Annotated in this window: 20 protein-coding genes, 2 tRNA genes and 2 rRNA genes; 18 read left to right on the top strand and 6 right to left on the bottom strand. The window is 57.1% G+C overall.

Annotated elements, in window-relative coordinates:
• Nucleotides 1-123: 123 nt before the first annotated feature.
• Together gluQRS and dksA are read right to left on the bottom strand one after the other, a co-directional pair.
• Nucleotides 124-1,011, bottom strand: a complete 888-nt coding sequence (gene gluQRS / locus BLU75_RS18765) for a tRNA glutamyl-Q(34) synthetase GluQRS (RefSeq protein WP_084379098.1) — start codon at nucleotides 1,009-1,011, stop codon at nucleotides 124-126.
• 84 nt (nucleotides 1,012-1,095) lie between these two features.
• Nucleotides 1,096-1,539, bottom strand: coding sequence for an RNA polymerase-binding protein DksA (gene dksA / locus BLU75_RS18760; protein ID WP_084379099.1), 444 nt, complete (start codon nucleotides 1,537-1,539; stop codon nucleotides 1,096-1,098).
• 309 nt (nucleotides 1,540-1,848) lie between these two features.
• Between dksA and BLU75_RS18755 the strand changes: the two genes are divergently transcribed.
• Both BLU75_RS18755 and sfsA read left to right on the top strand, forming a co-directional pair.
• On the top strand, nucleotides 1,849-3,021 hold the full coding sequence (locus BLU75_RS18755; protein WP_084379100.1) for a pyridoxal phosphate-dependent aminotransferase: 1,173 nt from the start codon (nucleotides 1,849-1,851) through the stop codon (nucleotides 3,019-3,021).
• Nucleotides 3,021-3,734, top strand: coding sequence for a DNA/RNA nuclease SfsA (gene sfsA / locus BLU75_RS18750; RefSeq protein ID WP_084379101.1), 714 nt, complete (start codon nucleotides 3,021-3,023; stop codon nucleotides 3,732-3,734). Before BLU75_RS18755 ends, sfsA begins: the two co-directional genes overlap by 1 nt.
• Here sfsA and BLU75_RS18745 read toward each other — a convergent pair.
• The gene (locus BLU75_RS18745) at nucleotides 3,731-4,048 is read right to left on the bottom strand and encodes a Rieske (2Fe-2S) protein (protein WP_084379102.1); all 318 of its coding nucleotides are present in this window, start codon (nucleotides 4,046-4,048) and stop codon (nucleotides 3,731-3,733) included. The two genes, sfsA and BLU75_RS18745, sit on opposite strands and share 4 nt — an antisense overlap.
• Nucleotides 4,049-4,254: 206 nt before the next feature.
• On the opposite strand from BLU75_RS18745, the gene BLU75_RS18740 reads away from it, so the two are divergent.
• Genes BLU75_RS18740 through BLU75_RS18730 form a run of 3 tightly spaced genes read left to right on the top strand, consistent with a single transcriptional unit; the run spans nucleotide 4,255 to nucleotide 6,934 of the window.
• Entirely contained in the window at nucleotides 4,255-5,133 is an 879-nt protein-coding gene (locus tag BLU75_RS18740; protein WP_084379103.1) for a heme/hemin ABC transporter substrate-binding protein, read from the top strand.
• A 50-nt stretch (nucleotides 5,134-5,183) separates the two neighbouring features.
• Nucleotides 5,184-6,167, top strand: coding sequence for a FecCD family ABC transporter permease (locus BLU75_RS18735; RefSeq protein ID WP_165447499.1), 984 nt, complete (start codon nucleotides 5,184-5,186; stop codon nucleotides 6,165-6,167).
• Complete coding sequence (locus BLU75_RS18730) at nucleotides 6,167-6,934, top strand: heme ABC transporter ATP-binding protein (protein WP_084379105.1); 768 nt, start codon at nucleotides 6,167-6,169, stop codon at nucleotides 6,932-6,934. Before BLU75_RS18735 ends, BLU75_RS18730 begins: the two co-directional genes overlap by 1 nt.
• Before the next feature lie 256 nt (nucleotides 6,935-7,190).
• Here the strand turns inward: BLU75_RS18730 and BLU75_RS18725 are convergent, their stop codons facing one another.
• The 3 genes from BLU75_RS18725 to BLU75_RS18715 form a co-directional block, all read right to left on the bottom strand.
• Nucleotides 7,191-7,463, bottom strand: a complete 273-nt coding sequence (locus BLU75_RS18725) for a TfoX/Sxy family protein (RefSeq protein ID WP_084379106.1) — start codon at nucleotides 7,461-7,463, stop codon at nucleotides 7,191-7,193.
• A 206-nt stretch (nucleotides 7,464-7,669) separates the two neighbouring features.
• Nucleotides 7,670-8,014, bottom strand: a complete 345-nt coding sequence (locus tag BLU75_RS18720; RefSeq protein ID WP_084379107.1) for a pentapeptide repeat-containing protein — start codon at nucleotides 8,012-8,014, stop codon at nucleotides 7,670-7,672.
• A 92-nt stretch (nucleotides 8,015-8,106) separates the two neighbouring features.
• Nucleotides 8,107-9,663 (bottom strand): bifunctional aminoglycoside phosphotransferase/ATP-binding protein, encoded by a 1,557-nt coding sequence (locus tag BLU75_RS18715; RefSeq protein ID WP_084379108.1) that lies wholly within the window; start codon nucleotides 9,661-9,663, stop codon nucleotides 8,107-8,109.
• 117 nt (nucleotides 9,664-9,780) lie between these two features.
• Between BLU75_RS18715 and mrcB the strand changes: the two genes are divergently transcribed.
• The 13 genes from mrcB to BLU75_RS18645 all read left to right on the top strand — a co-directional run bounded on the left by mrcB (nucleotide 9,781) and on the right by BLU75_RS18645 (nucleotide 25,066).
• Nucleotides 9,781-12,105: a penicillin-binding protein 1B gene (mrcB, locus tag BLU75_RS18710; protein WP_084379109.1), complete on the top strand. Its 2,325-nt coding sequence runs from the start codon at nucleotides 9,781-9,783 to the stop codon at nucleotides 12,103-12,105.
• 16 nt (nucleotides 12,106-12,121) lie between these two features.
• A complete protein-coding gene (locus BLU75_RS18705) occupies nucleotides 12,122-12,853 on the top strand; it encodes a tetratricopeptide repeat protein (RefSeq protein WP_090221524.1) in 732 nt (243 codons plus the stop codon).
• A complete protein-coding gene (locus tag BLU75_RS18700) occupies nucleotides 12,853-13,182 on the top strand; it encodes a YqcC family protein (RefSeq protein ID WP_084379111.1) in 330 nt (109 codons plus the stop codon). The genes BLU75_RS18705 and BLU75_RS18700 overlap by 1 nt, the downstream gene beginning before the upstream one ends.
• 431 nt (nucleotides 13,183-13,613) lie before the next feature.
• Complete coding sequence (locus tag BLU75_RS18695) at nucleotides 13,614-15,338, top strand: acetolactate synthase 3 large subunit (protein ID WP_084379121.1); 1,725 nt, start codon at nucleotides 13,614-13,616, stop codon at nucleotides 15,336-15,338.
• A 2-nt stretch (nucleotides 15,339-15,340) separates the two neighbouring features.
• Complete coding sequence (ilvN, locus tag BLU75_RS18690; protein WP_003176102.1) at nucleotides 15,341-15,832, top strand: acetolactate synthase small subunit; 492 nt, start codon at nucleotides 15,341-15,343, stop codon at nucleotides 15,830-15,832.
• 47 nt (nucleotides 15,833-15,879) lie between these two features.
• Nucleotides 15,880-16,896: a ketol-acid reductoisomerase gene (gene ilvC, locus BLU75_RS18685; protein WP_007948647.1), complete on the top strand. Its 1,017-nt coding sequence runs from the start codon at nucleotides 15,880-15,882 to the stop codon at nucleotides 16,894-16,896.
• Nucleotides 16,897-17,040: 144 nt separating this feature from the next.
• Nucleotides 17,041-17,898: a CDP-diacylglycerol--serine O-phosphatidyltransferase gene (gene pssA, locus BLU75_RS18680; RefSeq protein WP_084379112.1), complete on the top strand. Its 858-nt coding sequence runs from the start codon at nucleotides 17,041-17,043 to the stop codon at nucleotides 17,896-17,898.
• 62 nt (nucleotides 17,899-17,960) lie between these two features.
• On the top strand, nucleotides 17,961-18,974 hold the full coding sequence (msrP, locus tag BLU75_RS18675; protein ID WP_084379113.1) for a protein-methionine-sulfoxide reductase catalytic subunit MsrP: 1,014 nt from the start codon (nucleotides 17,961-17,963) through the stop codon (nucleotides 18,972-18,974).
• Complete coding sequence (gene msrQ / locus BLU75_RS18670) at nucleotides 18,974-19,594, top strand: protein-methionine-sulfoxide reductase heme-binding subunit MsrQ (protein WP_084379114.1); 621 nt, start codon at nucleotides 18,974-18,976, stop codon at nucleotides 19,592-19,594. Before msrP ends, msrQ begins: the two co-directional genes overlap by 1 nt.
• A 544-nt stretch (nucleotides 19,595-20,138) precedes the next feature.
• Nucleotides 20,139-21,675, top strand: a 16S ribosomal RNA gene (locus BLU75_RS18660).
• Between the two features lie 81 nt (nucleotides 21,676-21,756).
• A tRNA-Ile gene (locus tag BLU75_RS18655) sits at nucleotides 21,757-21,833 on the top strand.
• Between the two features lie 30 nt (nucleotides 21,834-21,863).
• A tRNA-Ala gene (locus tag BLU75_RS18650) sits at nucleotides 21,864-21,939 on the top strand.
• 233 nt (nucleotides 21,940-22,172) lie between these two features.
• Nucleotides 22,173-25,066 (top strand): 23S ribosomal RNA (locus BLU75_RS18645).
• Together the 16S and 23S rRNA genes with 2 tRNA genes alongside form the textbook arrangement of a ribosomal RNA operon.
• Nucleotides 25,067-25,180 lie beyond the last annotated feature (114 nt).

Raw genomic sequence — 25,180 nt, 5'->3', positions numbered from 1 at the left:
AGCAAGCTTGCTCGCGAAGGGCGTCAAATGTTGACGCGTGTACTCCGGAATAAGGCGCGTTGTCTGTCAGTTCTTCGCGCTACCACGCGATGGTAACGGATGGCTGGCAGGCTGCAAGCGTCTTCAGCGCAATTGCGCTTCGGCCAGGGTCAGCACACCTGGGATTTGGCTGGCATCCCAGTGCTGGATGCCCCAGTCCAACAGCTCCCGTGGACTGGCGTGGTGCAGTTCATCTCCCGCATGTTGCCCGAGGGCACGCAACGCTCTGAGCAGCAACGCAGTGGCTTGATCACTGTCCAGCGGCGGGGAGCGGTAGGACTTGCCCAACTTGTTGCCGTCCGGCTGGGTGATCAGCGGAACGTGGAGGTAGCGGGGCTGGGGCAGACCGAGCAGTTCTTGCAGATACAGTTGGCGTGGGGTGGAGTCGAGCAGGTCGGCGCCGCGCACGATATCGGTTACCCCTTGCCAGGCATCGTCGAGGACTACGGCCAACTGATAGGCATAAAGTCCATCGCGGCGCTGGATGATGAAGTCGCCGACCTCTCGGCCCAGGTGTTGTCGGAATGCACCTTGAACCCGGTCGGTAAAGTGGTATTCCAGTTCCGGTACCCGCAGCCGGATGGCCGCATCTGCCTGGTTGTGGCCGGCGTTGCGGCATAAACCTGGGTAAATGCCGTGATACGGCTCGAGTTGCTTGCGCGAACAGGTACAGGCGTAGGCCAGGCCCTGGTTGAACAAGCGATTGAGAACTTCGGCGTAGGCCTCGTGTCTTTCGCTTTGTCGGACCAGTTCGCCGTCCCACTCAAAGCCATAGCGTTCCAGGGCATCGAGAATCGCCGCCTGGGCGCCTGGTTCTTCTCGGGGTGGGTCGAGGTCTTCCATGCGCATCAGCCACAAGCCCTTGTTGGCACGAGCGTCGAGGTAAGAGGCGAGGGCGGCAACCAGGGATCCAAAATGCAAATGGCCGCTGGGGGTGGGGGCGAAACGCCCGATGTAAGAAGAGGCTGTCATGGGCTGGATATTACTGGAAAAGACGCAAGCGCCAGAAACAAAAATGGAGCGTTCGCACGCTCCATTCGGTCAGCTCGGCGGTAATTACTTGCCGACCTGTTTTTCCTTGATTTCCGCCAAGGTCTTGCAGTCCACGCACAAGTCTGCGGTCGGACGGGCTTCCAGGCGGCGAATACCAATCTCGACGCCGCAGGATTCGCACCAGCCGTATTCTTCGTCTTTGATCAGTTGCAGGGTCTTGTCGATCTTCTTGATCAGCTTGCGCTCGCGATCACGGGCGCGCAGTTCCAGGGCGAATTCTTCTTCCTGGCTGGCACGGTCCGCCGGGTCCGGGAAGTTGGCTGCTTCGTCCTTCATGTGGTCAACGGTGCGGTCGACCTCCTGCATCAAATCCTGTTTCCACTTGTTCAGGATTTGCGTGAAGTGCGTGCGCATGGGCTCGCCCATGTACTCCTCGCCCTTCTTTTCCACGTAGGGTTCGAAGCCGCCGAGGCCTTGAGTCTGCTGTTGCTTTGCTTGGGTGGACATGAATAGACCGCCTCTCACTCTTCTAATCCATTGCGCAGGATTGCAACATCACCGACACCTGTCGGCCCTGCGGCTGCAAGCGGGCGAACTTACCAGATAGATTCAGGACGCGCCACTCCCGGTTGTCGAGGCGCCATCGCGTCGGGGTTGCAAGCTGCGAACTCTTTGGCAAGAGGGCCTTGAACGATAATTTTAGCCGCTTTGCCGGGCCCTGCCCGGAACATCTGCCGTGATGCGATGGAATACGACATGTTTTACGGCGCCGGTTGGGTAGAATCGTGGTTTGCATTTAACCGTTAAGGAAGGCAGATGGCTCAGCCCTACAGCGCACGCAGTCGCGCTATCGAACCTTTTCATGTCATGGCGTTGCTGGCGCGTGCCAATGAGCTGCAGGCCGCCGGTCATGATGTGATTCACCTGGAGATCGGTGAGCCGGACTTCACCACGGCTGAGCCCATCATCAAGGCAGGGCAGGCCGCCCTGGCGAATGGCAAGACCCGTTACACCGCCGCGCGTGGCCTGCCGCAACTGCGTGAAGCCATCAGTGGTTTCTACCAGCAGCGTTATGGCCTGGATGTCGATCCCGAACGAATTTTAATCACCCCGGGCGGTTCGGGCGCATTGCTGCTGGCCAGCAGTCTGTTGGTGGATCCGGGCAAACACTGGCTGCTAGCGGATCCGGGCTATCCCTGTAACCGGCATTTCCTGCGCCTGGTGGAGGGTGCCGCGCAACTGGTTCCGGTGGGGCCCGAAGTGCGTTATCAATTGACGGCCGAACTGGTGGCGCGCCACTGGGATCAAGACAGTGTTGGTGCGCTGGTGGCTTCCCCGGCCAACCCGACCGGGACAATCCTCACGCGTGACGAGTTGGCCGGGCTCTCGGGCGCGATCAAGGCGCGTAACGGTCATCTGGTTGTGGATGAGATTTATCATGGTTTGACCTATGGCACCGATGCTTCCAGTGTGCTCGAAGTCGATGACGAAGCCTTTGTGTTAAACAGTTTTTCAAAGTACTTCGGGATGACCGGCTGGCGCCTGGGTTGGCTGGTGGCACCACCGGCGGCGGTCGGGGATTTGGAGAAGCTGGCGCAGAATCTGTATATCAGTGCGCCGAGCATGGCGCAGCATGCCGCGTTATCCTGTTTCACCCCGCAAACACTGGAGATTCTTGAAGCGCGGCGTGACGAATTTGGCCGACGTCGTGATTTCCTGCTGCCGGCATTGCGGGAGTTGGGTTTCACGATTGCGGTCGAGCCGGAAGGTGCGTTTTACCTGTACGCGGATATCCGCGCATTCGGTGGCGACGCCTTTGCGTTTTGTCGGCACTTTCTCGAGACCGAGCATGTGGCGTTTACTCCAGGCCTGGATTTCGGACGTCATCAGGCCGGTCATCACGTGCGGTTTGCCTACACACAGAATCTTGATCGCCTACAGGAAGCAGTTGAGCGAATCGCCCGTGGCCTGCAGAGCTGGCAAGGCTGATGCGTTTTAATCCTCCCCTCGAAGAAGGTCGGTTGATTCGCCGTTACAAGCGTTTTCTCGCGGATATCGAAACCGTTGGTGGCGAGTTCCTGACCATTCACTGCCCGAACACCGGATCAATGCTCAATTGCATGGTTGAGGGCGGCCCCGTCTGGTTCAGTCGCTCCAATGACCCCAAGCGCAAGCTGCCCGGGACCTGGGAGATTACGCAAACCCCGCAAGGACGGCTGGCCTGCGTCAACACCGCGCGCGCCAATCAGTTGGTCGAAGAGGCGCTGCGTGCGGGAATCATTGACGAGCTCAACGGGTTTACCGGCTTGAAGCGCGAGGTAGCCTACGGGCAAGAGAAAAGTCGTATCGATTTTCGCCTGGATTACCCCACGGGCGCGGCCTATGTCGAGGTCAAGAGTGTCACGCTGGGATTTGACGGAACGTCCATCGCCGCGTTTCCCGATGCGGTGACCCAGCGTGGGGCCAAGCACTTGCGGGAATTGGCGCATCTGGCACGCTCGGGTGTGCGGGCGGTGCAGTTATATTGTGTCAACCTGTCCGGTATCGACGCGGTGCGTCCTGCCGAGGAAATAGACGCGGGTTACGCGGCGGCGTTGCGTGAAGCCAAGGCCGCCGGGGTGGAAATCCTGGCTTATGGCGTACGCCTCACCGCGCAGGAAATGTGTATCGACCGGCCCTTGGGCGTGCTGCTCGGCGACTAGAGTTGTACCCACACACCCTGTTCGTCCTCACGACAGTCCAGGGCAGTCAGGCTTTGGCCTGCGCAGGGGCCGGCCACGCATTCGCCACTTTCCACAAGAAACAGTGCGCCGTGGGTGGCGCACTGGATCAGGCTGGCGCTTTGGTCGAGAAACCGGTCGGGCTGCCACTCCAGTGGGACGCCTCGATGGGGGCAACGGTTGATGTAGGCGTAGGCGACACCGTCCCGACGCACGGCGAACAGCTTGCGGCCATCCATATTGAAGCCGCGGCTGCTGGCTTCGGCGAGTGCATTGGAGGCACAAAGAAACTTCATGTGGGTCCTCGAAGGGCGTGGATAAAGGGTTGCAGGATTCTCCAGGGCTCGCTGGTGTGCCCGGCGCTTGACGTTCAAATGCAAACAATTATCAAATGCCGTCTCCGCCCCGTAGCTGATTGACGTTCAATGCGATGCCAGATCATGGCGATCTGTCACATGACTGACTGTTTCAGCGGGCCTACCCTTTGCAAGGAAACCCTTTTATGCGCCTGAGTGCCAGCGCTGTCGCGCTTGTTGTCGGATTGCTGGTCAATCATGGAGTGCAGGCTTCGGAACTGCCGCAACGCTGGGTCAGCGCCGGCGGTGCGTTGTCGGAGTGGGTCACGGCACTGGGGGGCGAGTCAAGGCTGGTGGGGGTCGACACCACCAGTCAACATCCAGAATCTCTCAAGGCGTTGCCGAGCATTGGCTATCAACGCCAGTTGTCGGCTGAAGGTATTCTCAGCCTACGCCCGCAAATCCTCGTGGGCACCGAAGAAATGGGCCCGCCGCCGGTGCTGGCGCAGATCCGCAAGGCGGGCGTGACGGTCGAGATGTTCTCGGCCCAGCCTGATTTGCCGACACTTGAGCGCAACCTGCAACATTTGGGCAAGTTACTCGGCAGCGATGCCAAGGCGTCGGCGTTGTTCAGCGGCTATGAAAAACAACTTGAGCAACAGAAAGACTGGGTGGCGCACGCCCAGGCCACGCAAAAAGCGCCGGGCGTGCTGCTGGTGCTGGGGCACGCTGGCGGCAAGCCGCTGATCGCCGGTAAAGACACGGCGGCCGATTGGGTGTTGCAGCAGGCAGGCGGGCGCAATCTGGCGGAGCATAGTGGTTATAAGCCGTTTTCCGTCGAGTCCCTGGCGGGCTTGAGTCCCGAGGTGCTGGTGTTCTCGGATCGTGCCCTCAGTGGCGACGCGGCCCGCGTGGCGCTGTTCAAGGAAAATCCGCTGCTGGCCTCCACGCCGGCGGCCCGGCAGGGGCGGGTGTTCGAGTTGGATCCCACGTTGTTGGTCGGTGGCCTTGGTCCGCGGCTGCCGGCCAGTCTGACAAGGCTGTCCAAAGGCTTCTATCCGGCTCAGGGTGAAACCGCTCCATGAGCACACAGGTTAAACCTCGAACCTTGTTTATTGGCCTGACGCTGCTGTGCGTGTTGGCGATCTGGCTGTCATTGGCGCTGGGGCCGGTCAGCCTGCCGTTGATCGACACGCTGCGTGCCGCCTTGCGCTTGTCGGGCCTGCCGATTGACGCCGCGGGCCTGGAGCAGGCTGAGTTGATTCTCGGTCAGATCCGCTTGCCGCGGACCTTGTCAGGGCTGGCGGTGGGTGGCGTGCTGGCGCTGTCGGGGGTCGCGATGCAGGGATTGTTTCGCAACCCGCTGGCCGATCCCGGGCTGGTCGGGGTTTCCAGTGGTGCGGCGCTGGGGGCCGCGCTGGCGATTGTCGGAGGAACGTTTTTTGGCGGCCTGCCGGACATCTTGGGACCTTATGTACTGTCGTTATGCGCCTTTCTTGGTGGCCTGGGAGTGATAGCGCTGGTCTATCGCCTGGGACGGCGCAATGGCCAGACCAACGTCGCGACCATGTTGCTGGCGGGGATCGCCTTGACGGCATTGGCGGGGTCAGCTGTGGGGTTGTTTACCTACCTTGCAGATGACGCCACGTTACGCACGTTGACGTTCTGGAACCTTGGCAGCTTGAATGGCGCCAGTTACTCACGGTTATGGCCGCTGTTGTTGGTCAGTCTCGGCGTGGCCTTGTGGTTGCCGCGCCGAGCCAAGGCGCTGAATGCCCTGTTGCTGGGTGAGTCTGAAGCCAGTCACCTGGGGGTCGATGTGGAACGGCTCAAGCGTGAGTTGGTGTTTTGCACCGCGCTGGGCGTGGGTGCGGCGGTCGCGGCGGCGGGGATGATTGGTTTTGTCGGGTTGGTGGTGCCTCACCTGGTGCGCCTGTTGGCGGGACCTGACCATCGTGTGCTATTGCCCGCTTCGCTGCTGGCGGGCGCGAGCCTGCTATTGTTTGCCGATCTGGTGGCTCGATTGGCCTTGGCACCCGCGGAGTTGCCCATTGGTATTGTCACTGCATTTATCGGTGCCCCGTTCTTTCTTTACCTGTTAGTGCGAGGGCGCGCCTGATGCTGCGAGTGGAAAACCTGCAGATCCTGCGCGGTCGCAAAACCGTCCTCGCCGATGTGACCCTGGATCTCAAGCCAGGCGAAGTGCTGGGCGTGCTGGGCCCCAATGGGGCCGGTAAAAGTACCTTGCTCGCCGCGTTGTGCGCGCAGTTGCCTGTCGATAGGGGCCAGGTATGGCTCGACCAGCGCGAGTTGAAAGACTGGAGTGGGGCCGAACGGGCCCGGCGCCTTGCGGTATTGCCACAGACATCCACCCTGGATTTTGCTTTTCGGGTTGAGGAGGTGGTTGGCATGGGACGCCTGCCGCATCACACCGGTCAGCTGCGTGACGATGAAATTATCAGTGCTGCCTTGCAGGCCGCAGACGTCAGTCATTTGAGTGGGCGCAGTTATTTGGCCTTGTCTGGCGGCGAACGGCAGCGGGTGCATCTGGCGCGTGTGCTGGCGCAACTCTGGCCGGGTGAAGCGGGGCAAACGTTATTGCTCGATGAACCCACTTCGATGCTCGATCCGCTGCATCAGCACACGACTTTGCAGGTGATTCGCAGGTTTGCTGATCGGGGTGCTGCCGTGCTGGTGATCCTCCACGACTTGAACCTGGCTGCCCGCTACTGTGACCGCATCCTGCTACTGGAGAACGGCCGTCCCCATGCCCTTGACGTTCCGTCGAGCGTTCTGCGTCCGGAGCCGTTGAAGGCGGTGTTCGGTCTGGATGTATTGGTGCAACCCCATCCCGAACGAGGACATCCGCTGATCATCGCCCGTTGAAGGACGGCATCAGCGGTTTTTCCGCAGACAAAAAAAGACCCGGCAAGAGCCGGGTCAAATAACCGTGATTAGCCTGATGAGGAGATAATCTGAGAGTCCGAACCAATGGTCTTTCAGTTATCGGCTGATCTCGCGACCAGTTGTGATAATCATAACGATTCTCATTTGAGAGTCAACCTTTGTTTTTAGGCTTTTTCAGTTTTCATCAAGCGCCTGTCTGAAATGTCGGGAAGTACATGTCGTCCTGCAGCTCCTTTCAGTCTTTTTGTCCTTCTGACATGTGCTCGAACTGCCGTTTCAAGGCTTCTTTACGTTCCGCTGGGAGGTCATTCCAATGCACATCCATCAACGCTCCCTCGATGGCGTACAACAACACTTTGGATGCCCGGAAGCCGCGAGTACGGACCGCCCGGTAAGCGTCTACCGCGCCCAGGCGCCGCAGGTCCGAAGCGCTATGGATGCCCACCGCATGCAGCCATTGCGCTGACGTCTTGCCCAGATTTTTCAGGTGTTGCAGCTCATCATTCATCAAGCCTCCTTGCAACGGCCGAACGGTGCGATGGGTTTCGTGACCAGGCAAGCCTGCAAGGGAGTGTAGCGCTCAGTAGGAAAAGTGCAGTTCTTTGCTAAGAAACGACCTAAATGCTTCTAAGGCTGACGCTGGAATTTTGACGGGGGGGCAGCCAGCAAATGCCCGACCTGCGTTGCGCAGGATCGGGAATCGATGCAGAAAAATTACTTGGTGCTGTACCGCAGCCGTGTCCCGAAATTGACTGACATGAGGATTTCGTCAGCGGTCAGCGCGGCGGGGAAGTAAGTGCCCGAGATTTGTGCATGGGCCAGGCTGGCGCCTTCCAGGGAGCACTCGCGCAAGTCCAGCCCGCGCAAGTCGGCGGAGCGGAAGTAGGCATCGGTAAAATCCACGCCTTCGGCATGCAAGTCGCGCAGATCAAGTCCGCGAAAGTCGCCGCTGCGCATATCAACAGTGCCTTCCTTGGGGCGCGCCTGATTGAAGCCGCGAATATCATCTTTATGCAGCAGCGCGTAAAGCGGGGAGTCAAGAAGCTTCGGCTGGCTCACAACGGCATCTCCTGTTGAATATGTTATGCCATTATAGTGCCACTATTTCTTGGTCGTGAGTGGCTGGAGACTGCACGACCAAGAAATTTATCTTACAGGCCTGGTAGGCGCTGACGGATGTGCGCAACCAGTGCGTCCAACGTGCCGCTTTCATTGGTCTCGACCCGTTTGCTCAACAGCACCTCTTCGGCGCTGAGCGGATCGCGGTTGACCTGTTGCGTTTCGATGATCGCCAGTGTGGCGTCGGACGGATCGTTCTGGTCGGCCTGACGTTGCGCGAGCCAGCTGGCGATAACCGCCTGAGGTGCATTGCAATCGAGAATCAGAAACGGTGCTCCGGTCGCTTCAGCGACCTTGGCGGCGGCGTCGCGCTGAGCATGCTTGAGGTAGGTTGCATCGAGCACCACGGGGAAGCCTGCGCGCAGCACGGTATCGGCGATCTCGTGCAACCGCGTATAGGTCGCGGCGCTGGCGTCAGTTGCATAGATCCCGGCGTGCGCGGTGTTTTCGATTTTCTGTTCGCCGAACAGGCGCTTGCGCTCCACGTCGGAGCGTACGCGTATGGCGCCCAAGGCTTCCACCAGGCGCATGGCCACGTGGCTTTTACCGGTGGCCGATACGCCATGGGTGATTGCCAGGAAACGTGACGGGATGGTGCTGTAGCTTTCCGCCAGGTTCGCGTAGTTTCGGTATTGGCGCAGGGTCGTTGCGCGTTGCACGGCGGCCGCTTCAGCCGGCATGCTGAACAGCGCGACTTTAGCCCGAACCAGGGCGCGGTAGGCTTTATAGAAGTTCAGCAGCTCGAGGCCTTGATAATCGCCGGTCAGTTCCAGGTATTGGCTGATAAAACGTCGGGCCAGGGATTTCAGGCCACGGTCTTCCAGGTCCATGGCCAGGAAGCCGGTATCGGCATAGACGTCGGTGAAGCGAAATGGCTCATTGAACTCAATGCAGTCGAAGATCACCACGTGCCCGTCAATCAGGGTGGCGTTGCCCAGGTGAATATCACCGTGGCATTCACGTATGAAACCGTTGAGCTTGCGTTGTTCGAACAGTGGCTTGAGGCGCTCGTAACTGCTTTCGGCCCACGCCTCAAGCGCGGCTAGTTGCGTCAGGTCAGCCTTGTCGCTGAGGAACGGACGGATCTGCTCGAAGTTCTGGCGCACCGGGGCCATCACATCGTCCGGGGTTCCGGCGGAGTGCGCCTTTGGAACCTCGGGCGCGTTCAGGTGGAAGTGGGCAATCTGCCTGGCCATTTCATCGATGTGGGCGGCGGTCAACTCACCGTTGGCCTGCAAGGTGCTGAGCAATTGGCTTTGCGGGAACTGGCGCATTTTCAGCAGGTAATCGACGACCGGCCCTTCGCCGTTGAGTTGCGGCGCCTCTAGGCTGCCGGTGACCGGTAAAACCTCAAGATACAAATCTTCTGTCAGGCGCTGGTTAAGGCGCAATTCCTCGTTGCAGAAGTGGCCGCGGGCGTCCAGTTGGGTAAAATCGAGGAAGCCGAAATTCACCGGCTTCTTCATCTTGTAAGCGTAAGGGCCGGTGAGCAGAACCCAGGAAATATGGGTTTCGATGACTTGAAACTCATCTACCGGATGTGGAAACAGGGCCGGGTCTTGCAGGGCAGCAATCAGGGACTGGCTCACGGGCGATCCTTCAGAGTCTGGAAAAATAATGGCGCTCATTATGGCGGCTCACGCTGGTCGTGCAAACCGCTGTCCGGTTCATGTTGAACATCAATAAAGTGCGTATAATCCGCCGCCATGACTCGTACCCGATCTCCCCGTTCCCGAAAAAAACCTCCTTCTCGCAGCCTGCGTCCGTGGCTGGGCTGGGCGTTAAAGCTTGGCCTGGTTGGCCTGGTGATAATCGCTGGCTTTGCGGTTTACCTCGATGCCGTTGTCCAGGAGAAGTTCTCCGGCAAGCGTTGGACCATTCCGGCGAAGGTCTACGCGCGTCCGTTGGAACTGTTCACCGGTCAGAAGTTGAGCAAGGCCGACTTCCTCACCGAACTCGATGCCCTGGGCTATCGACGTGAAAGCGTGAGCAATGGTCCCGGTGCGGCCGCCGTCAGCGGCAACACGGTCGACTTGAACACTCGTGGCTTCCAGTTCTATGAAGGTCTGGAAAAGGCGCAGCAGGTGCGCGTGCGCTTTTCCGGGGACTACGTCGCCGGGCTGTCGTTGCTTGACGGCGGGAAGTTGCCGGTGGTTCGTCTGGAACCGTTGATGATTGGTGGGATTTACCCGAAGAACCTTGAAGACCGCATTCTGATCAAGATCGATCAGGTGCCACCTTATCTGTTGGAAACCCTGGTCGCCGTGGAAGACCGGGACTTCTACAGTCACTGGGGTGTATCACCCAAGTCGATTGCCCGTGCGCTCTGGGTCAATACGTCGGGCGGCAAGATGACCCAGGGCGGCAGTACGCTGACGCAACAGCTGGTGAAGAATTTTTACCTGACCAGCGAGCGTAGCCTGACCCGTAAGCTCACCGAAGCGATGATGGCGATGTTGCTGGAGTTGCATTACAGCAAGCAGGAAATTCTCGAGGCCTACCTCAACGAGGTGTTCGTCGGCCAAGACGGGCAGCGCGCGGTGCATGGTTTTGGCTTGGCCAGTCAGTTCTTCTTTGGCCAGCCACTGTCTGAACTGAAGTTGCATCAAGTGGCCTTGCTGGTGGGCATGGTCAAGGGACCGTCTTATTACAATCCACGACGCAACCCTGAGCGAGCCCTGGAGCGTCGCAATCTGGTGCTTGATGTGTTGGAGCAGCAGGGCGTTGCCACACCCGAGCAGATCGCTGCCGCGAAGAAAATGCCGCTGGGGGTCACCACTCGCGGCAAATTGGCGGACAGCTCGTTCCCGGGCTTTATCGATCTGGTCAAGCGCCAGTTGCGTGAAGACTATCGTGACGAGGACTTGACTGAAGAAGGGCTGCGGATCTTCACCAGTTTCGACCCGATCCTGCAGATGAAGGCTGAAGCCTCGGTCACTGACACCTTCAAGCGTCTGGCTGGACGTAAAGGCGCCGATGCAGTGGAAGCGGCGATGGTCGTGACCAATCCGGAGACGGGGGAAGTGCAGGCGATGATTGGCAGTCGCCAGGCCAGCTTCGCCGGGTTCAACCGTGCGCTGGACGCCGTGCGACCGATTGGTTCGTTGATCAAGCCGGCGGTCTATCTGACCGCGCTGGAAAAACCGAGCAAGTACACACTGACCAGTTGGCTGTCCGACGAGGCCTTTTCGGTCAAGGGCGCCGATGGGCAAGTCTGGAAGCCGCAGAATTATGATCGTCGCTCCCACGGTACGGTGTTTCTGTACCAGGGCCTTGCGCACTCCTATAACTTGTCCACGGCACGACTGGGCCTGGAGTTGGGCGTGCCGAACGTGCTCAAGACTTTGGCGCGACTGGGCGTGAGTCGGGAATTCCCGGCGTTCCCGTCGATGCTGCTGGGGGCGGGGGGCTTGAGTCCGATGGAAGTGGCGGCCATGTACCAGACCCTGGCCAACGGCGGCTTCAATACGCCGATGCGCGGGATTCGCAGCGTATTGACCGCAGAAGGGGAGCCACTCAAGCGTTACCCGTTCCAGATTCAACAACGCTTTGATCCGGCGTCCATCTATCTGGTGCAGAACGCCATGCAACGGGTGATGCGCGAAGGCACGGGTCGCTCGGTCTACCGTACATTGCCGGCCAACCTGACGCTGGCCGGCAAGACCGGTACCAGTAACGACTCCCGGGATAGCTGGTTCGCCGGCTTCAGCCAGGACTTGCTCGCGGTGGTCTGGCTGGGGCGTGATGATAACGGCAAGACACCGTTTACCGGCGCCACCGGCGCGCTGCAAGTCTGGACCAGTTTCATGCACAAGGCTGACCCGTTGCCTCTGAACATGCCGCAGCCTGACAATATCGTCCAGGCCTGGATTGACCCCCATACCGGCCAGGGCTCCGATGCAAACTGCCCGGGCGCGGTACAGATGCCGTATATTCGCGGCAGCGAGCCGCCCGCCGGTCCCGCGTGCCGTAGCGCAATTCCCACAGACGCCGAGTCGGTGATGGATTGGGTCAAGGGCTGGATGAATTAAGCAAAGAGGGTTTCAAGTGAACAAGTGGATGATTCCAGCTATTACAACACTGGCTTTGCTCAGTGGCTGCTCCAGCGTGCAGCGCGGGTCCATCCCCGTGGTGGATTCCGGTACCGCCGTTTCCAATAATGACCGGATCTCGGCCACCGGTGGTTTTCGGCAGACCGTGACCACACGTCCGACCGCGGCGACCACTCAAGCCGTCCCGCAGGATTCGGGTGTGGTGGTGATGGTGCCAGGCGGCGGTGCGACCACCTCCGCGCCGATCAGTACCCAACCATTTACGCCGGGGCCGATCACACCGGGTCCGGTGGACTCGGCGCCGATCCAGCCCAGCCCGGTCAATCAGGGCAGCTACAACCTGCCCTCGACGCCGAGTGGAATTCCATCCGCCAATACCGGTGGCTTGTCGGCCGACGAGCAGTTGGACGGTCCAGTCCTGGCCTTGCTCACTACGGCCCAGCAACAACAGGCCGGCGGCGACTTGAATGGCGCATCGTCGAGTCTTGAGCGCGCTCAGCGCGTGGCACCGCGTGAGCCGCAAGTGCTCTATCGCCTGGCGCAAGTACGCCTGGCCCAAGGCGATGCGCCGCAAGCCGAGCAGTTTGCGCGCCGTGGCCTGACACTGGCCAACGGCCGTCCAGACTTGCAGGCAAGCCTTTGGGGGGTCATTGCCCAGGCTCGCGAGAAACAGGGCGATGCCACCGGTGCGGCCCAGGCGCGCCAAAAGGCTAAGGTTAGCCTCTGATGGATGTGCGTTTTCCGGCGATTGCCGAACAACTGTTGTTGATCGAGCGTGAGCTGCGCCTGCAGGGCTGGTGGGATGAAGAGTCTCCCGGTGTCGAGGCGTTGAGCAGCGTCGAGCCGTTTTCGGTCGACACCCTGGACTTTCACCAGTGGCTGCAATGGATCTTCCTCGCTCGCATGAAGCAGATTCTCGAGCAGGACCTGCCGTTGCCGAATGCCTCGGGCATTCTGGAAATGGCCGAGATGGTCTACGCAGACCGGCCGAAAGAGAGCCAGGGCTTGCGCACGGCGCTGAAAAAATTCGATCAACTGATCGTCGACGCTGGTTAATTGCCTGACTGCCGGTTTTTCCGGCAGTCTTGCGCACATTTCTACCGCTTGACGACATTCAGGCGAGTTTTATCCCTCCTCAAACCTCTTTCTTATGCGTTCTCATGCGCTTAGATGGAAAAAAGCGCAATTATTGCTTGACTTGAAGAGGCTGAAACAGAAGAATCCAAAGTCCGCTGTAGAGGGACTGCCAGAAGCAGACCCATTCAGCAGATCATGAGGCGCACATCCGCGCCGACCTGTTACACCCGCAACGCGTTACCTCGCGCTGGGTGGGAAAAGCCCGCAACACTTGGGACGATCCCAATACTTGCTCAGTCAGTGCTGACGTAGTCGGCGACCACCGTCGCTCATGCTCTGTTGAGAAGTAAACCTATTAAGACCCGTCGGTTTTCAACGGACGGTATTCTGGCGTTTTAGAGGTGAACAACGTGGAGCTTTTATCTGGCGGTGAGATGCTCGTCCGCTTTTTGCGTGACGAAGGCGTCGATTATATCTACGGGTACCCGGGTGGTGCTCTGCTGCATGTCTACGACGCGCTGTTCAAGGAACCGGCTGTCAACCACATCCTGGTTCGCCACGAACAGGCCGCGACCCATATGGCTGACGGTTATGCCCGTGCCACCGGTAAAGCCGGCGTGGTTCTGGTGACTTCCGGCCCAGGCGCAACCAATGCCGTGACCGGTATCGCGACTGCCTATATGGACTCCATTCCGATGGTGGTTATTTCTGGCCAGGTGGCAAGCACCATGGTCGGTACCGATGCATTCCAGGAAACCGACATGATCGGTATCTCCCGGCCGATCGTGAAACACAGCTTCATGATCAAGCATGCCTCGGAAATCCCGGAAGTCATGAAAAAGGCGTTCTACCTCGCACAATCCGGTCGTCCGGGGCCTGTGGTGGTCGATATCCCGAAAGACATGACCAACCCGGCGGAAAAATTCGAATACGTCTTCCCGAAGAAAGCCAAGCTGCGTTCCTACAGCCCGGCGGTTCGTGGGCACTCGGGGCAAATTCGCAAGGCCGCGGAGATGCTCCTGGCGGCCAAGCGTCCGGTGCTTTACTCGGGCGGTGGCGTGATTCTGGGAGGCGGTTCCGCACCGCTGACCGAATTGGCCAAGATGCTCAACCTGCCGGTGACCAATACGTTGATGGGCCTGGGCGCATTTCCGGGTACCGATCGCCAATTCGTCGGCATGCTTGGCATGCACGGCAGTTACACGGCGAACCTGACCATGCACCATGCCGACGTGATTCTTGCGGTCGGTGCGCGGTTCGATGATCGGGTAATCAATGGCGCGAGCAAGTTCTGCCCGAATGCCAAGATTATCCACGTCGACATCGATCCGGCGTCCATCTCCAAGACCATCAAGGCCGATGTGCCGATCGTGGGACCTGTGGAAAGCGTGTTGAGCGAAATGGTTGCTGCGCTCAAGGACATCGGCGAGACGCCGAACAAAGAGTCCGTTGCCAGTTGGTGGAAGCAGATTGATGAGTGGCGCGGTGATCGTGGTTTGTTCCCTTACGATAAGGGCGACGGCAGCATCATCAAGCCGCAGACCGTGATCGAAACCCTGTGCGAAGTCACCAAGGGCGATGCCTTTGTCACTTCGGACGTGGGCCAGCACCAGATGTTTGCCGCGCAGTACTACAAGTTCGACAAGCCTAACCGCTGGATCAACTCCGGTGGCCTGGGCACCATGGGCTTTGGTTTCCCGGCGGCCATGGGGGTGAAACTGAGCTTCCCGGACACTGATGTTGCGTGCGTTACCGGCGAAGGCAGCATCCAGATGAACATCCAGGAGCTGTCGACCTGCTTGCAATATGGCTTGCCGGTGAAGATCGTTTGTCTGAACAACGGTGTGCTGGGCATGGTTCGCCAATGGCAGGACATGAGCTACAACAGTCGTCACTCTCATTCCTACATGGAGTCGCTGCCGGATTTCGTAAAATTGGTTGAAGCCTATGGCCACGTCGGCATTCGCATCACGGATCTGAAGGATCTGAAGCCGAAGATGGAAGAGGCGTTCGCCATGAAGGATCGCCTGGTGTTCATCGATATCAAGGTCGACACCAGCGAGCACGTCTACCCGATGCAGATCAAAGACGGCTCTATGCGCGACATGTGGCTGAACAAGACGGAGCGTACCTAATCATGCGGCACATTATCTCCCTGCTTCTGGAGAACGAACCGGGCGCTTTGTCTCGTGTGGTCGGCCTGTTTTCGCAACGCAACTACAACATCGAAAGCCTGACTGTGGCCCCGACCGAAGACCCGACGCTGTCGCGTCTGACATTGACTACAGTGGGGCATGATGAGGTGATCGAGCAGATCACCAAAAACCTCAACAAGCTGATCGAAGTGGTCAAGCTGGTCGACCTGTCGGAAAGTGCCCACATCGAACGTGAGTTGATGCTGGTCAAGGTCAAGGCCACTGGCGCCCAGCGTGCCGAGATCAAACGCACTACTGATATTTACCGCGGGCAGATCGTCGATGTGAGCGCCAGCGTTTACACCGTCCAACTGACCGGTACCAGTGACAAGCTTGACAGTTTCATCCAGTCGATCGGAACAGCTTCGATTCTGGAAACGGTACGCAGTGGTGTCACCGGGATTGCCCGTGGCGACAAAGTACTCAGCATCTAACCCAAATTAGTGAATGGCCTTACGGCCTGGATATATAGAGGAACCTCATGAAAGTTTATTACGAAAAAGATTGTGACCTGTCGATCATCCAGGGCAAGAAAGTCGCCATCATCGGCTACGGCTCCCAGGGTCACGCGCAAGCCTGCAACCTGAAAGATTCCGGTGTTGACGTGACTGTCGGCCTGCGTAAAGGCTCGGCCACTGTTGCCAAGGCAGAAGCCCACGGCCTGAAAGTGACTGACGTTGCTTCCGCCGTTGCTGCTGCCGACCTGGTCATGATCCTGACCCCGGACGAGTTCCAGTCCGCGCTGTACAAGAACGAAATCGAACCGAACATCAAGAAGGGCGCTACCCTGGCCTTCTCCCACGGTTTCGCGATTCACTACAACCAGGTTGTGCCGCGCGCTGACCTCGACGTGATCATGATCGCGCCGAAAGCGCCAGGCCACACCGTGCGTTCCGAGTTCGTCAAGGGCGGCGGTATTCCTGACCTGATCGCGATCTACCAGGACGCTTCGGGCAACGCCAAAAACGTTGCGCTGTCCTACGCCGCTGGCGTCGGTGGCGGTCGTACCGGCATCATCGAAACCACCTTCAAGGACGAGACTGAAACCGACCTGTTCGGCGAACAAGCCGTTCTGTGCGGCGGTACCGTTGAGCTGGTCAAGGCTGGTTTCGAAACCCTGGTTGAAGCTGGCTACGCGCCGGAAATGGCCTACTTCGAATGCCTGCATGAACTGAAGCTGATCGTTGACCTCATGTACGAAGGCGGTATCGCCAACATGAACTACTCGATCTCCAACAACGCCGAATACGGCGAGTACGTGACTGGTCCGGAAGTGATCAACGCCGAGTCCCGTCAGGCCATGCGCAACGCCCTGAAACGCATTCAGGACGGCGAGTACGCCAAAATGTTCATCAGCGAAGGTGCAACCGGCTACCCTTCGATGACCGCCAAGCGTCGTAACAACGCCGCCCACGGTATCGAAATCATCGGTGAGCAACTGCGCTCCATGATGCCGTGGATCGGTGCCAATAAGATCGTCGACAAAGCCAAGAACTAAGTCGAACGGATCAACGAAAAACGCGGCTTAGGCCGCGTTTTTTCGTTTGGGGGGCTGGTTCTGGTATAAAGCTGCATCGTTTGCGGGCGAACATTCGCCGCAAGCTTCTGTCGAATTTTTTCACACCGTTGCAAGGTAAAGTCCATGAGCGAACGTCCCGAAGAGCCAAACCAGGCCTCTGACGCCGAAAGCCTGCTACCGATCGATGAGCATGTCGAGGAAGGCCATGATGCTGAAGGCCGTAAAGTCCGGCACCGTGGCATCTATCTTCTGCCAAACCTGTTCACCACGGCGAACCTGTTTGCCGGGTTCTACTCCATCATTAACTCCATGAGTGCCCAGAGCGCGCTGGCGGCCGGCGATGCAGCCAGTGCGAGCAAGTACTTTGGTTTCGCCGCAATCGCGATCTTTGTTGCCATGGTCCTTGATGGCCTGGATGGACGCGTCGCACGGATGACCAATACCCAGAGTGCCTTCGGCGCCGAGTATGACTCGCTGTCGGACATGGTTGCCTTTGGCGTGGCGCCTGCGTTGCTGGCATTTGCCTGGGCGCTGGGGGATATGGGCAAAGTCGGCTGGATGGTGGCCTTCATCTATGTGGCGGGTGCCGCGTTGCGCCTGGCGCGCTTCAATACCCAGGTGGGTACCGCCGATAAACGCTATTTCATCGGTCTGGCCAGTCCGGCAGCGGCGGGTGTCGTGGCGGGTATTGTCTGGGCGTTCAGCGATTACGGAATCCAGGGTTCCAGAATGTCGTTCCTGGTTGCCTTGATGGTGGCGGCAGCGGGCATGCTGATGGTCAGCAATATAAAGTACAACAGCTTCAAGGAGCTGGACCTCAAGGGGCGCGTGCCGTTTGTTGCAATCCTTGCGGTAGTGCTGGTGTTCGCCGTGGTGTTCAGTGATCCGCCACGTATTCTGCTGCTGGTGTTCCTCGCGTATGCCGCGTCGGGCCCGGTGCAATACTTGCTGCATCTGCGCAGACGCAAAACATTGCCTTAATGTAATGTTCCCCATACTCCGCAGTCTATTGGTGCATCACCCTCCAAAACTGCGGAGTTGCCATGTTGATCAAAGTACCCAAAGCTTCCGACTGCCAAGAGTCGGAAGTGACCCCTGAATCCCTCTATTTTTCTCGTCGCAGCCTGCTCGGTGGCGCGCTCGCAGGTATTGCCGCGAGCAGCCTTCCTCGCTGGGCCAGCGCCGACGAAGCTGCGCGTTATGCGGATGTAGCGCCCGGCAAGGCTCCAGACTGGTTTGCCGAAAAACTGCCGAGCACCCAGTGGCAGGCCGTTACCGTCAAGGACGAGGCTATTACACCGTTCAAGGACGCAACCCATTACAACAACTTCTATGAGTTCGGTACTGATAAAGGGGATCCGGCAGCCAATGCGGGATCGCTCAAGACCGAACCCTGGAGTGTGGTGATTGATGGTGAGGTCGCGAAGCCTGGGCGTTATGCCCTGGAAGACTTCATGAAACCCTATCAGTTGGAAGAGCGGATTTATCGTCTGCGCTGTGTCGAAGCATGGTCGATGGTTATTCCGTGGATCGGTTTCCCGATCTCGGCCCTGCTCAAGCAGGTCGAGCCGACATCCAAGGCCAAGTACATTCGCTTCGAGACCCTGCAGGATCCGAAAAGCATGCCGGGGCAGCGCTCCGGTTTTGCCTTGATCGATTGGCCTTATGTAGAAGGGTTACGCCTGGATGAAGCGATGAATCCTTTGGCGATCCTGGCGGTGGGGATGTATGGCCGGGAGTTGCCCAATCAGAATGGTGCACCGTTGCGGTTGGTGGTGCCTTGGAAGTACGGCTTCAAGAGCATCAAGTCGATCGTGCGGATCAGTCTGGTCAGCGAGCAACCGAAAACCACCTGGCAAAGCATTGCCGCGGATGAGTATGGCTTTTATGCCAACGTGAATCCCACGGTTGATCACCCGCGCTGGACGCAGGCACGGGAGCGTCGCCTACCGAGTGGGTTGTTCAGTCCTAACGTGCGTGAAACGCAGATGTTCAACGGCTACTCCGAAGAAGTCGCTGCTCTCTATACCGGCCTTGACCTGCGGAAGAATTATTGATGCGTTACTCGATCTGGCGAGTCGGCGTGTTTATTGCGGCCTTGGTGTGGCCGTTGCTTTGGCTGTATGAAGCCTGGAGTTTTGCGCTTGGGCCTGACCCGGGCAAAGTGCTGGTGGATCGACTCGGCTTGGGCGTGCTGATTCTGTTGCTGATCACCTTGAGCATGACGCCTTTGCAAAAGCTGAGTGGTTGGGCGGGGTGGATCGCCGTACGACGGCAATTGGGATTGTGGTGTTTTGCTTATGTGGTGCTGCATTTGGCGGCTTACTGCGTGTTCATCCTGGGGCTTGATTGGTCGCAGTTGGGCGTGGAGCTGAGTAAGCGTCCCTACATCATCGTCGGCGCGTTGGGGTTCCTGGGGCTGTTGGCGTTGGCAGTAACCTCTAACCGCTACAGTCGGCGCAGGCTGGGCGTGCGTTGGAAGAAGCTGCATCGTCTGGTCTATGTGATTCTCGGGCTTGGTTTGTTGCACATGTTGTGGATCGTGCGTGCGGACCTCAAGGAATGGGTTATCTATGCCTCGATAGGGGCGCTGCTTCTGATCATTCGCGTGCCACCGGTGATGCGTCGAATCCCTCGTCTGACGGCTAAAAAGACTTCTTCTGCAACAAAAGCGTAATTAACGGTTGACGGGGAATTATATCTGTCTATAATTCGCCCCACTTCCGGCGCAGTCGAAACGGAAAACTCCTTGGTAAACAAAGAGTTATGCAGAGTTCGACAGCGGCCTGCTTCAGATCATCGAAGCCTGGAAGAAGTTGCTGGAGCAAGGTTGTATGGCTCTATCAACGGTTCGATCTTCTCGGTCGAAAGTGGTAAAAAAGAGGTGTTGACAGCAGCGTGTAACGCTGTAGAATTCGCCTCCCGCTAACGAGAGATCGGAAGCGCAAGTGGTTGAAGTTGCAGAGGAAACTTTGAAAACTTCTTAAAATAACCGCTTGACAGCAACAGAGGCTGCTGTAGAATGCGCGCCTCGGTTGAGACGAAAGATCTTAACCAACCGCTCTTTAACAACTGAATCAAGCAATTCGTGTGGGTGCTTGTGGAGTAAGACTGATAGTCAACAAGATTATCAGCATCACAAGTTACTCCGCGAGAAATCAAAGATGTAACCAACGATTGCTGAGCCAAGTTTAGGGTTTCTTAAAAACCCAAAGATGTTTGAACTGAAGAGTTTGATCATGGCTCAGATTGAACGCTGGCGGCAGGCCTAACACATGCAAGTCGAGCGGTAGAGAGAAGCTTGCTTCTCTTGAGAGCGGCGGACGGGTGAGTAATGCCTAGGAATCTGCCTGGTAGTGGGGGATAACGTTCGGAAACGGACGCTAATACCGCATACGTCCTACGGGAGAAAGCAGGGGACCTTCGGGCCTTGCGCTATCAGATGAGCCTAGGTCGGATTAGCTAGTTGGTGGGGTAATGGCTCACCAAGGCGACGATCCGTAACTGGTCTGAGAGGATGATCAGTCACACTGGAACTGAGACACGGTCCAGACTCCTACGGGAGGCAGCAGTGGGGAATATTGGACAATGGGCGAAAGCCTGATCCAGCCATGCCGCGTGTGTGAAGAAGGTCTTCGGATTGTAAAGCACTTTAAGTTGGGAGGAAGGGTTGTAGATTAATACTCTGCAATTTTGACGTTACCGACAGAATAAGCACCGGCTAACTCTGTGCCAGCAGCCGCGGTAATACAGAGGGTGCAAGCGTTAATCGGAATTACTGGGCGTAAAGCGCGCGTAGGTGGTTTGTTAAGTTGGATGTGAAATCCCCGGGCTCAACCTGGGAACTGCATTCAAAACTGACTGACTAGAGTATGGTAGAGGGTGGTGGAATTTCCTGTGTAGCGGTGAAATGCGTAGATATAGGAAGGAACACCAGTGGCGAAGGCGACCACCTGGACTGATACTGACACTGAGGTGCGAAAGCGTGGGGAGCAAACAGGATTAGATACCCTGGTAGTCCACGCCGTAAACGATGTCAACTAGCCGTTGGGAGCCTTGAGCTCTTAGTGGCGCAGCTAACGCATTAAGTTGACCGCCTGGGGAGTACGGCCGCAAGGTTAAAACTCAAATGAATTGACGGGGGCCCGCACAAGCGGTGGAGCATGTGGTTTAATTCGAAGCAACGCGAAGAACCTTACCAGGCCTTGACATCCAATGAACTTTCTAGAGATAGATTGGTGCCTTCGGGAACATTGAGACAGGTGCTGCATGGCTGTCGTCAGCTCGTGTCGTGAGATGTTGGGTTAAGTCCCGTAACGAGCGCAACCCTTGTCCTTAGTTACCAGCACGTAATGGTGGGCACTCTAAGGAGACTGCCGGTGACAAGCCGGAGGAAGGTGGGGATGACGTCAAGTCATCATGGCCCTTACGGCCTGGGCTACACACGTGCTACAATGGTCGGTACAAAGGGTTGCCAAGCCGCGAGGTGGAGCTAATCCCATAAAACCGATCGTAGTCCGGATCGCAGTCTGCAACTCGACTGCGTGAAGTCGGAATCGCTAGTAATCGCGAATCAGAATGTCGCGGTGAATACGTTCCCGGGCCTTGTACACACCGCCCGTCACACCATGGGAGTGGGTTGCACCAGAAGTAGCTAGTCTAACCTTCGGGAGGACGGTTACCACGGTGTGATTCATGACTGGGGTGAAGTCGTAACAAGGTAGCCGTAGGGGAACCTGCGGCTGGATCACCTCCTTAATCGACGACATCAGCTGCTCCATAAGTTCCCACACGAATTGCTTGATTCATTGAAGAAGACGAAAGAAGCAGCCCGAAATTGGGTCTGTAGCTCAGTTGGTTAGAGCGCACCCCTGATAAGGGTGAGGTCGGCAGTTCGAATCTGCCCAGACCCACCAATTTTGTGTGGGAAACGCCTGTAGAAATACGGGGCCATAGCTCAGCTGGGAGAGCGCCTGCCTTGCACGCAGGAGGTCAGCGGTTCGATCCCGCTTGGCTCCACCACTACTGCTTCTACTGTTTAAAGCTTAGAAATGAGCATTCCATTGTGATGATGGTGAATGTTGATTTCTAGTCTTTGATTAGATCGTTCTTTAAAAATTTGGGTATGTGATAGAAAGATAGACTGAACGTTACTTTCACTGGTAACGGATCAGGCTAAGGTAAAATTTGTGAGTGATTGCGAATTTTCGGCGAATGTTGTCTTCACAGTATAACCAGATTGCTTGGGGTTATATGGTCAAGTGAAGAAGCGCATACGGTGGATGCCTTGGCAGTCAGAGGCGATGAAAGACGTGGTAGCCTGCGAAAAGCTTCGGGGAGTCGGCAAACAGACTTTGATCCGGAGATGTCTGAATGGGGGAACCCAGCCATCATAAGATGGTTATCTTGTACTGAATACATAGGTGCAAGAGGCGAACCAGGGGAACTGAAACATCTAAGTACCCTGAGGAAAAGAAATCAACCGAGATTCCCTTAGTAGTGGCGAGCGAACGGGGACTAGCCCTTAAGTGGCTTTGAGATTAGCGGAACGCTCTGGAAAGTGCGGCCATAGTGGGTGATAGCCCTGTACGCGAAAATCTCTTAGTCATGAAATCGAGTAGGACGGAGCACGAGAAACTTTGTCTGAATATGGGGGGACCATCCTCCAAGGCTAAATACTACTGACTGACCGATAGTGAACTAGTACCGTGAGGGAAAGGCGAAAAGAACCCCGGAGAGGGGAGTGAAATAGATCCTGAAACCGTATGCGTACAAGCAGTGGGAGCCCACTTTGTTGGGTGACTGCGTACCTTTTGTATAATGGGTCAGCGACTTATTTTCAGTGGCGAGCTTAACCGAATAGGGGAGGCGTAGCGAAAGCGAGTCTTAATAGGGCGTCTAGTCGCTGGGAATAGACCCGAAACCGGGCGATCTATCCATGGGCAGGTTGAAGGTTGGGTAACACTAACTGGAGGACCGAACCGACTACCGTTGAAAAGTTAGCGGATGACCTGTGGATCGGAGTGAAAGGCTAATCAAGCTCGGAGATAGCTGGTTCTCCTCGAAAGCTATTTAGGTAGCGCCTCATGTATCACTGTAGGGGGTAGAGCACTGTTTCGGCTAGGGGGTCATCCCGACTTACCAAACCGATGCAAACTCCGAATACCTACAAGTGCCGAGCATGGGAGACACACGGCGGGTGCTAACGTCCGTCGTGAAAAGGGAAACAACCCAGACCGTCAGCTAAGGTCCCAAAGTTATGGTTAAGTGGGAAACGATGTGGGAAGGCTTAGACAGCTAGGAGGTTGGCTTAGAAGCAGCCACCCTTTAAAGAAAGCGTAATAGCTCACTAGTCGAGTCGGCCTGCGCGGAAGATGTAACGGGGCTCAAACCATACACCGAAGCTACGGGTATCATCTTCGGATGATGCGGTAGAGGAGCGTTCTGTAAGCCTGTGAAGGTGAGTTGAGAAGCTTGCTGGAGGTATCAGAAGTGCGAATGCTGACATGAGTAACGACAATGGGTGTGAAAAACACCCACGCCGAAAGACCAAGGTTTCCTGCGCAACGTTAATCGACGCAGGGTTAGTCGGTCCCTAAGGCGAGGCTGAAAAGCGTAGTCGATGGAAAACAGGTTAATATTCCTGTACTTCTGGTTATTGCGATGGAGGGACGGAGAAGGCTAGGCCAGCTTGGCGTTGGTTGTCCAAGTTTAAGGTGGTAGGCTGGAATCTTAGGTAAATCCGGGATTCTAAGGCCGAGAGCTGATGACGAGTTACCCTTTGGGTGACGAAGTGGTTGATGCCATGCTTCCAAGAAAAGCTTCTAAGCTTCAGGTAACCAGGAACCGTACCCCAAACCGACACAGGTGGTTGGGTAGAGAATACCAAGGCGCTTGAGAGAACTCGGGTGAAGGAACTAGGCAAAATGGCACCGTAACTTCGGGAGAAGGTGCGCCGGTGAGGGTGAAGGACTTGCTCCGTAAGCTCATGCCGGTCGAAGATACCAGGCCGCTGCGACTGTTTATTAAAAACACAGCACTCTGCAAACACGAAAGTGGACGTATAGGGTGTGACGCCTGCCCGGTGCCGGAAGGTTAATTGATGGGGTTAGCTAACGCGAAGCTCTTGATCGAAGCCCCGGTAAACGGCGGCCGTAACTATAACGGTCCTAAGGTAGCGAAATTCCTTGTCGGGTAAGTTCCGACCTGCACGAATGGCGTAACGATGGCGGCGCTGTCTCCACCCGAGACTCAGTGAAATTGAAATCGCTGTGAAGATGCAGTGTATCCGCGGCTAGACGGAAAGACCCCGTGAACCTTTACTATAGCTTTGCACTGGACTTTGAATTTGCTTGTGTAGGATAGGTGGGAGGCTTTGAAGCGTGGACGCCAGTCTGCGTGGAGCCAACCTTGAAATACCACCCTGGCAACTTTGAGGTTCTAACTCAGGTCCGTTATCCGGATCGAGGACAGTGTATGGTGGGTAGTTTGACTGGGGCGGTCTCCTCCTAAAGAGTAACGGAGGAGTACGAAGGTGCGCTCAGACCGGTCGGAAATCGGTCGTAGAGTATAAAGGCAAAAGCGCGCTTGACTGCGAGACAGACACGTCGAGCAGGTACGAAAGTAGGTCTTAGTGATCCGGTGGTTCTGTATGGAAGGGCCATCGCTCAACGGATAAAAGGTACTCCGGGGATAACAGGCTGATACCGCCCAAGAGTTCATATCGACGGCGGTGTTTGGCACCTCGATGTCGGCTCATCACATCCTGGGGCTGAAGCCGGTCCCAAGGGTATGGCTGTTCGCCATTTAAAGTGGTACGCGAGCTGGGTTTAGAACGTCGTGAGACAGTTCGGTCCCTATCTGCCGTGGACGTTTGAGATTTGAGAGGGGCTGCTCCTAGTACGAGAGGACCGGAGTGGGCGAACCTCTGGTGTTCCGGTTGTCACGCCAGTGGCATTGCCGGGTAGCTATGTTCGGAATAGATAACCGCTGAAAGCATCTAAGCGGGAAACTAGCCTCAAGATGAGATCTCACTGGAACCTTGAGTTCCCTGAAGGGCCGTCGAAGACTACGACGTTGATAGGTTGGGTGTGTAAGCGCTGTGAGGCGTTGAGCTAACCAATACTAATTGCCCGTGAGGCTTGACCATATAACACCCAAGCAATTTGCGTCGGCTCTCTAATCCAGAGCAACCAGATTGCGGTGTGTGAAGACGATACAAACCGAAAGTTTGCAGCACACACAAATCTATTACATACCCATT

The sequence above is a fragment of the Pseudomonas mucidolens genome (genome assembly GCF_900106045.1).
In the GTDB taxonomy this organism is placed as follows: Bacteria; Pseudomonadota; Gammaproteobacteria; order Pseudomonadales; family Pseudomonadaceae; genus Aquipseudomonas; species Aquipseudomonas mucidolens.
This window is presented reverse-complemented; position numbering and strand designations above follow the sequence as displayed.

Coding starts and splice junctions, on each gene's coding strand:
- gluQRS (WP_084379098.1), bottom strand. CDS start 1,011: ATGACAGCCTCTTCTTACATCGGGCGTTTCGCCCCCACCCCCAGCGGC.
- dksA (WP_084379099.1), bottom strand. CDS start 1,539: ATGTCCACCCAAGCAAAGCAACAGCAGACTCAAGGCCTCGGCGGCTTC.
- BLU75_RS18755 (WP_084379100.1), top strand. CDS start 1,849: ATGGCTCAGCCCTACAGCGCACGCAGTCGCGCTATCGAACCTTTTCAT.
- sfsA (WP_084379101.1), top strand. CDS start 3,021: ATGCGTTTTAATCCTCCCCTCGAAGAAGGTCGGTTGATTCGCCGTTAC.
- BLU75_RS18745 (WP_084379102.1), bottom strand. CDS start 4,048: ATGAAGTTTCTTTGTGCCTCCAATGCACTCGCCGAAGCCAGCAGCCGC.
- BLU75_RS18740 (WP_084379103.1), top strand. CDS start 4,255: ATGCGCCTGAGTGCCAGCGCTGTCGCGCTTGTTGTCGGATTGCTGGTC.
- BLU75_RS18730 (WP_084379105.1), top strand. CDS start 6,167: ATGCTGCGAGTGGAAAACCTGCAGATCCTGCGCGGTCGCAAAACCGTC.
- BLU75_RS18725 (WP_084379106.1), bottom strand. CDS start 7,463: ATGAATGATGAGCTGCAACACCTGAAAAATCTGGGCAAGACGTCAGCG.
- mrcB (WP_084379109.1), top strand. CDS start 9,781: ATGACTCGTACCCGATCTCCCCGTTCCCGAAAAAAACCTCCTTCTCGC.
- BLU75_RS18700 (WP_084379111.1), top strand. CDS start 12,853: ATGGATGTGCGTTTTCCGGCGATTGCCGAACAACTGTTGTTGATCGAG.
- ilvN (WP_003176102.1), top strand. CDS start 15,341: ATGCGGCACATTATCTCCCTGCTTCTGGAGAACGAACCGGGCGCTTTG.
- ilvC (WP_007948647.1), top strand. CDS start 15,880: ATGAAAGTTTATTACGAAAAAGATTGTGACCTGTCGATCATCCAGGGC.
- pssA (WP_084379112.1), top strand. CDS start 17,041: ATGAGCGAACGTCCCGAAGAGCCAAACCAGGCCTCTGACGCCGAAAGC.
- msrP (WP_084379113.1), top strand. CDS start 17,961: ATGTTGATCAAAGTACCCAAAGCTTCCGACTGCCAAGAGTCGGAAGTG.
- msrQ (WP_084379114.1), top strand. CDS start 18,974: ATGCGTTACTCGATCTGGCGAGTCGGCGTGTTTATTGCGGCCTTGGTG.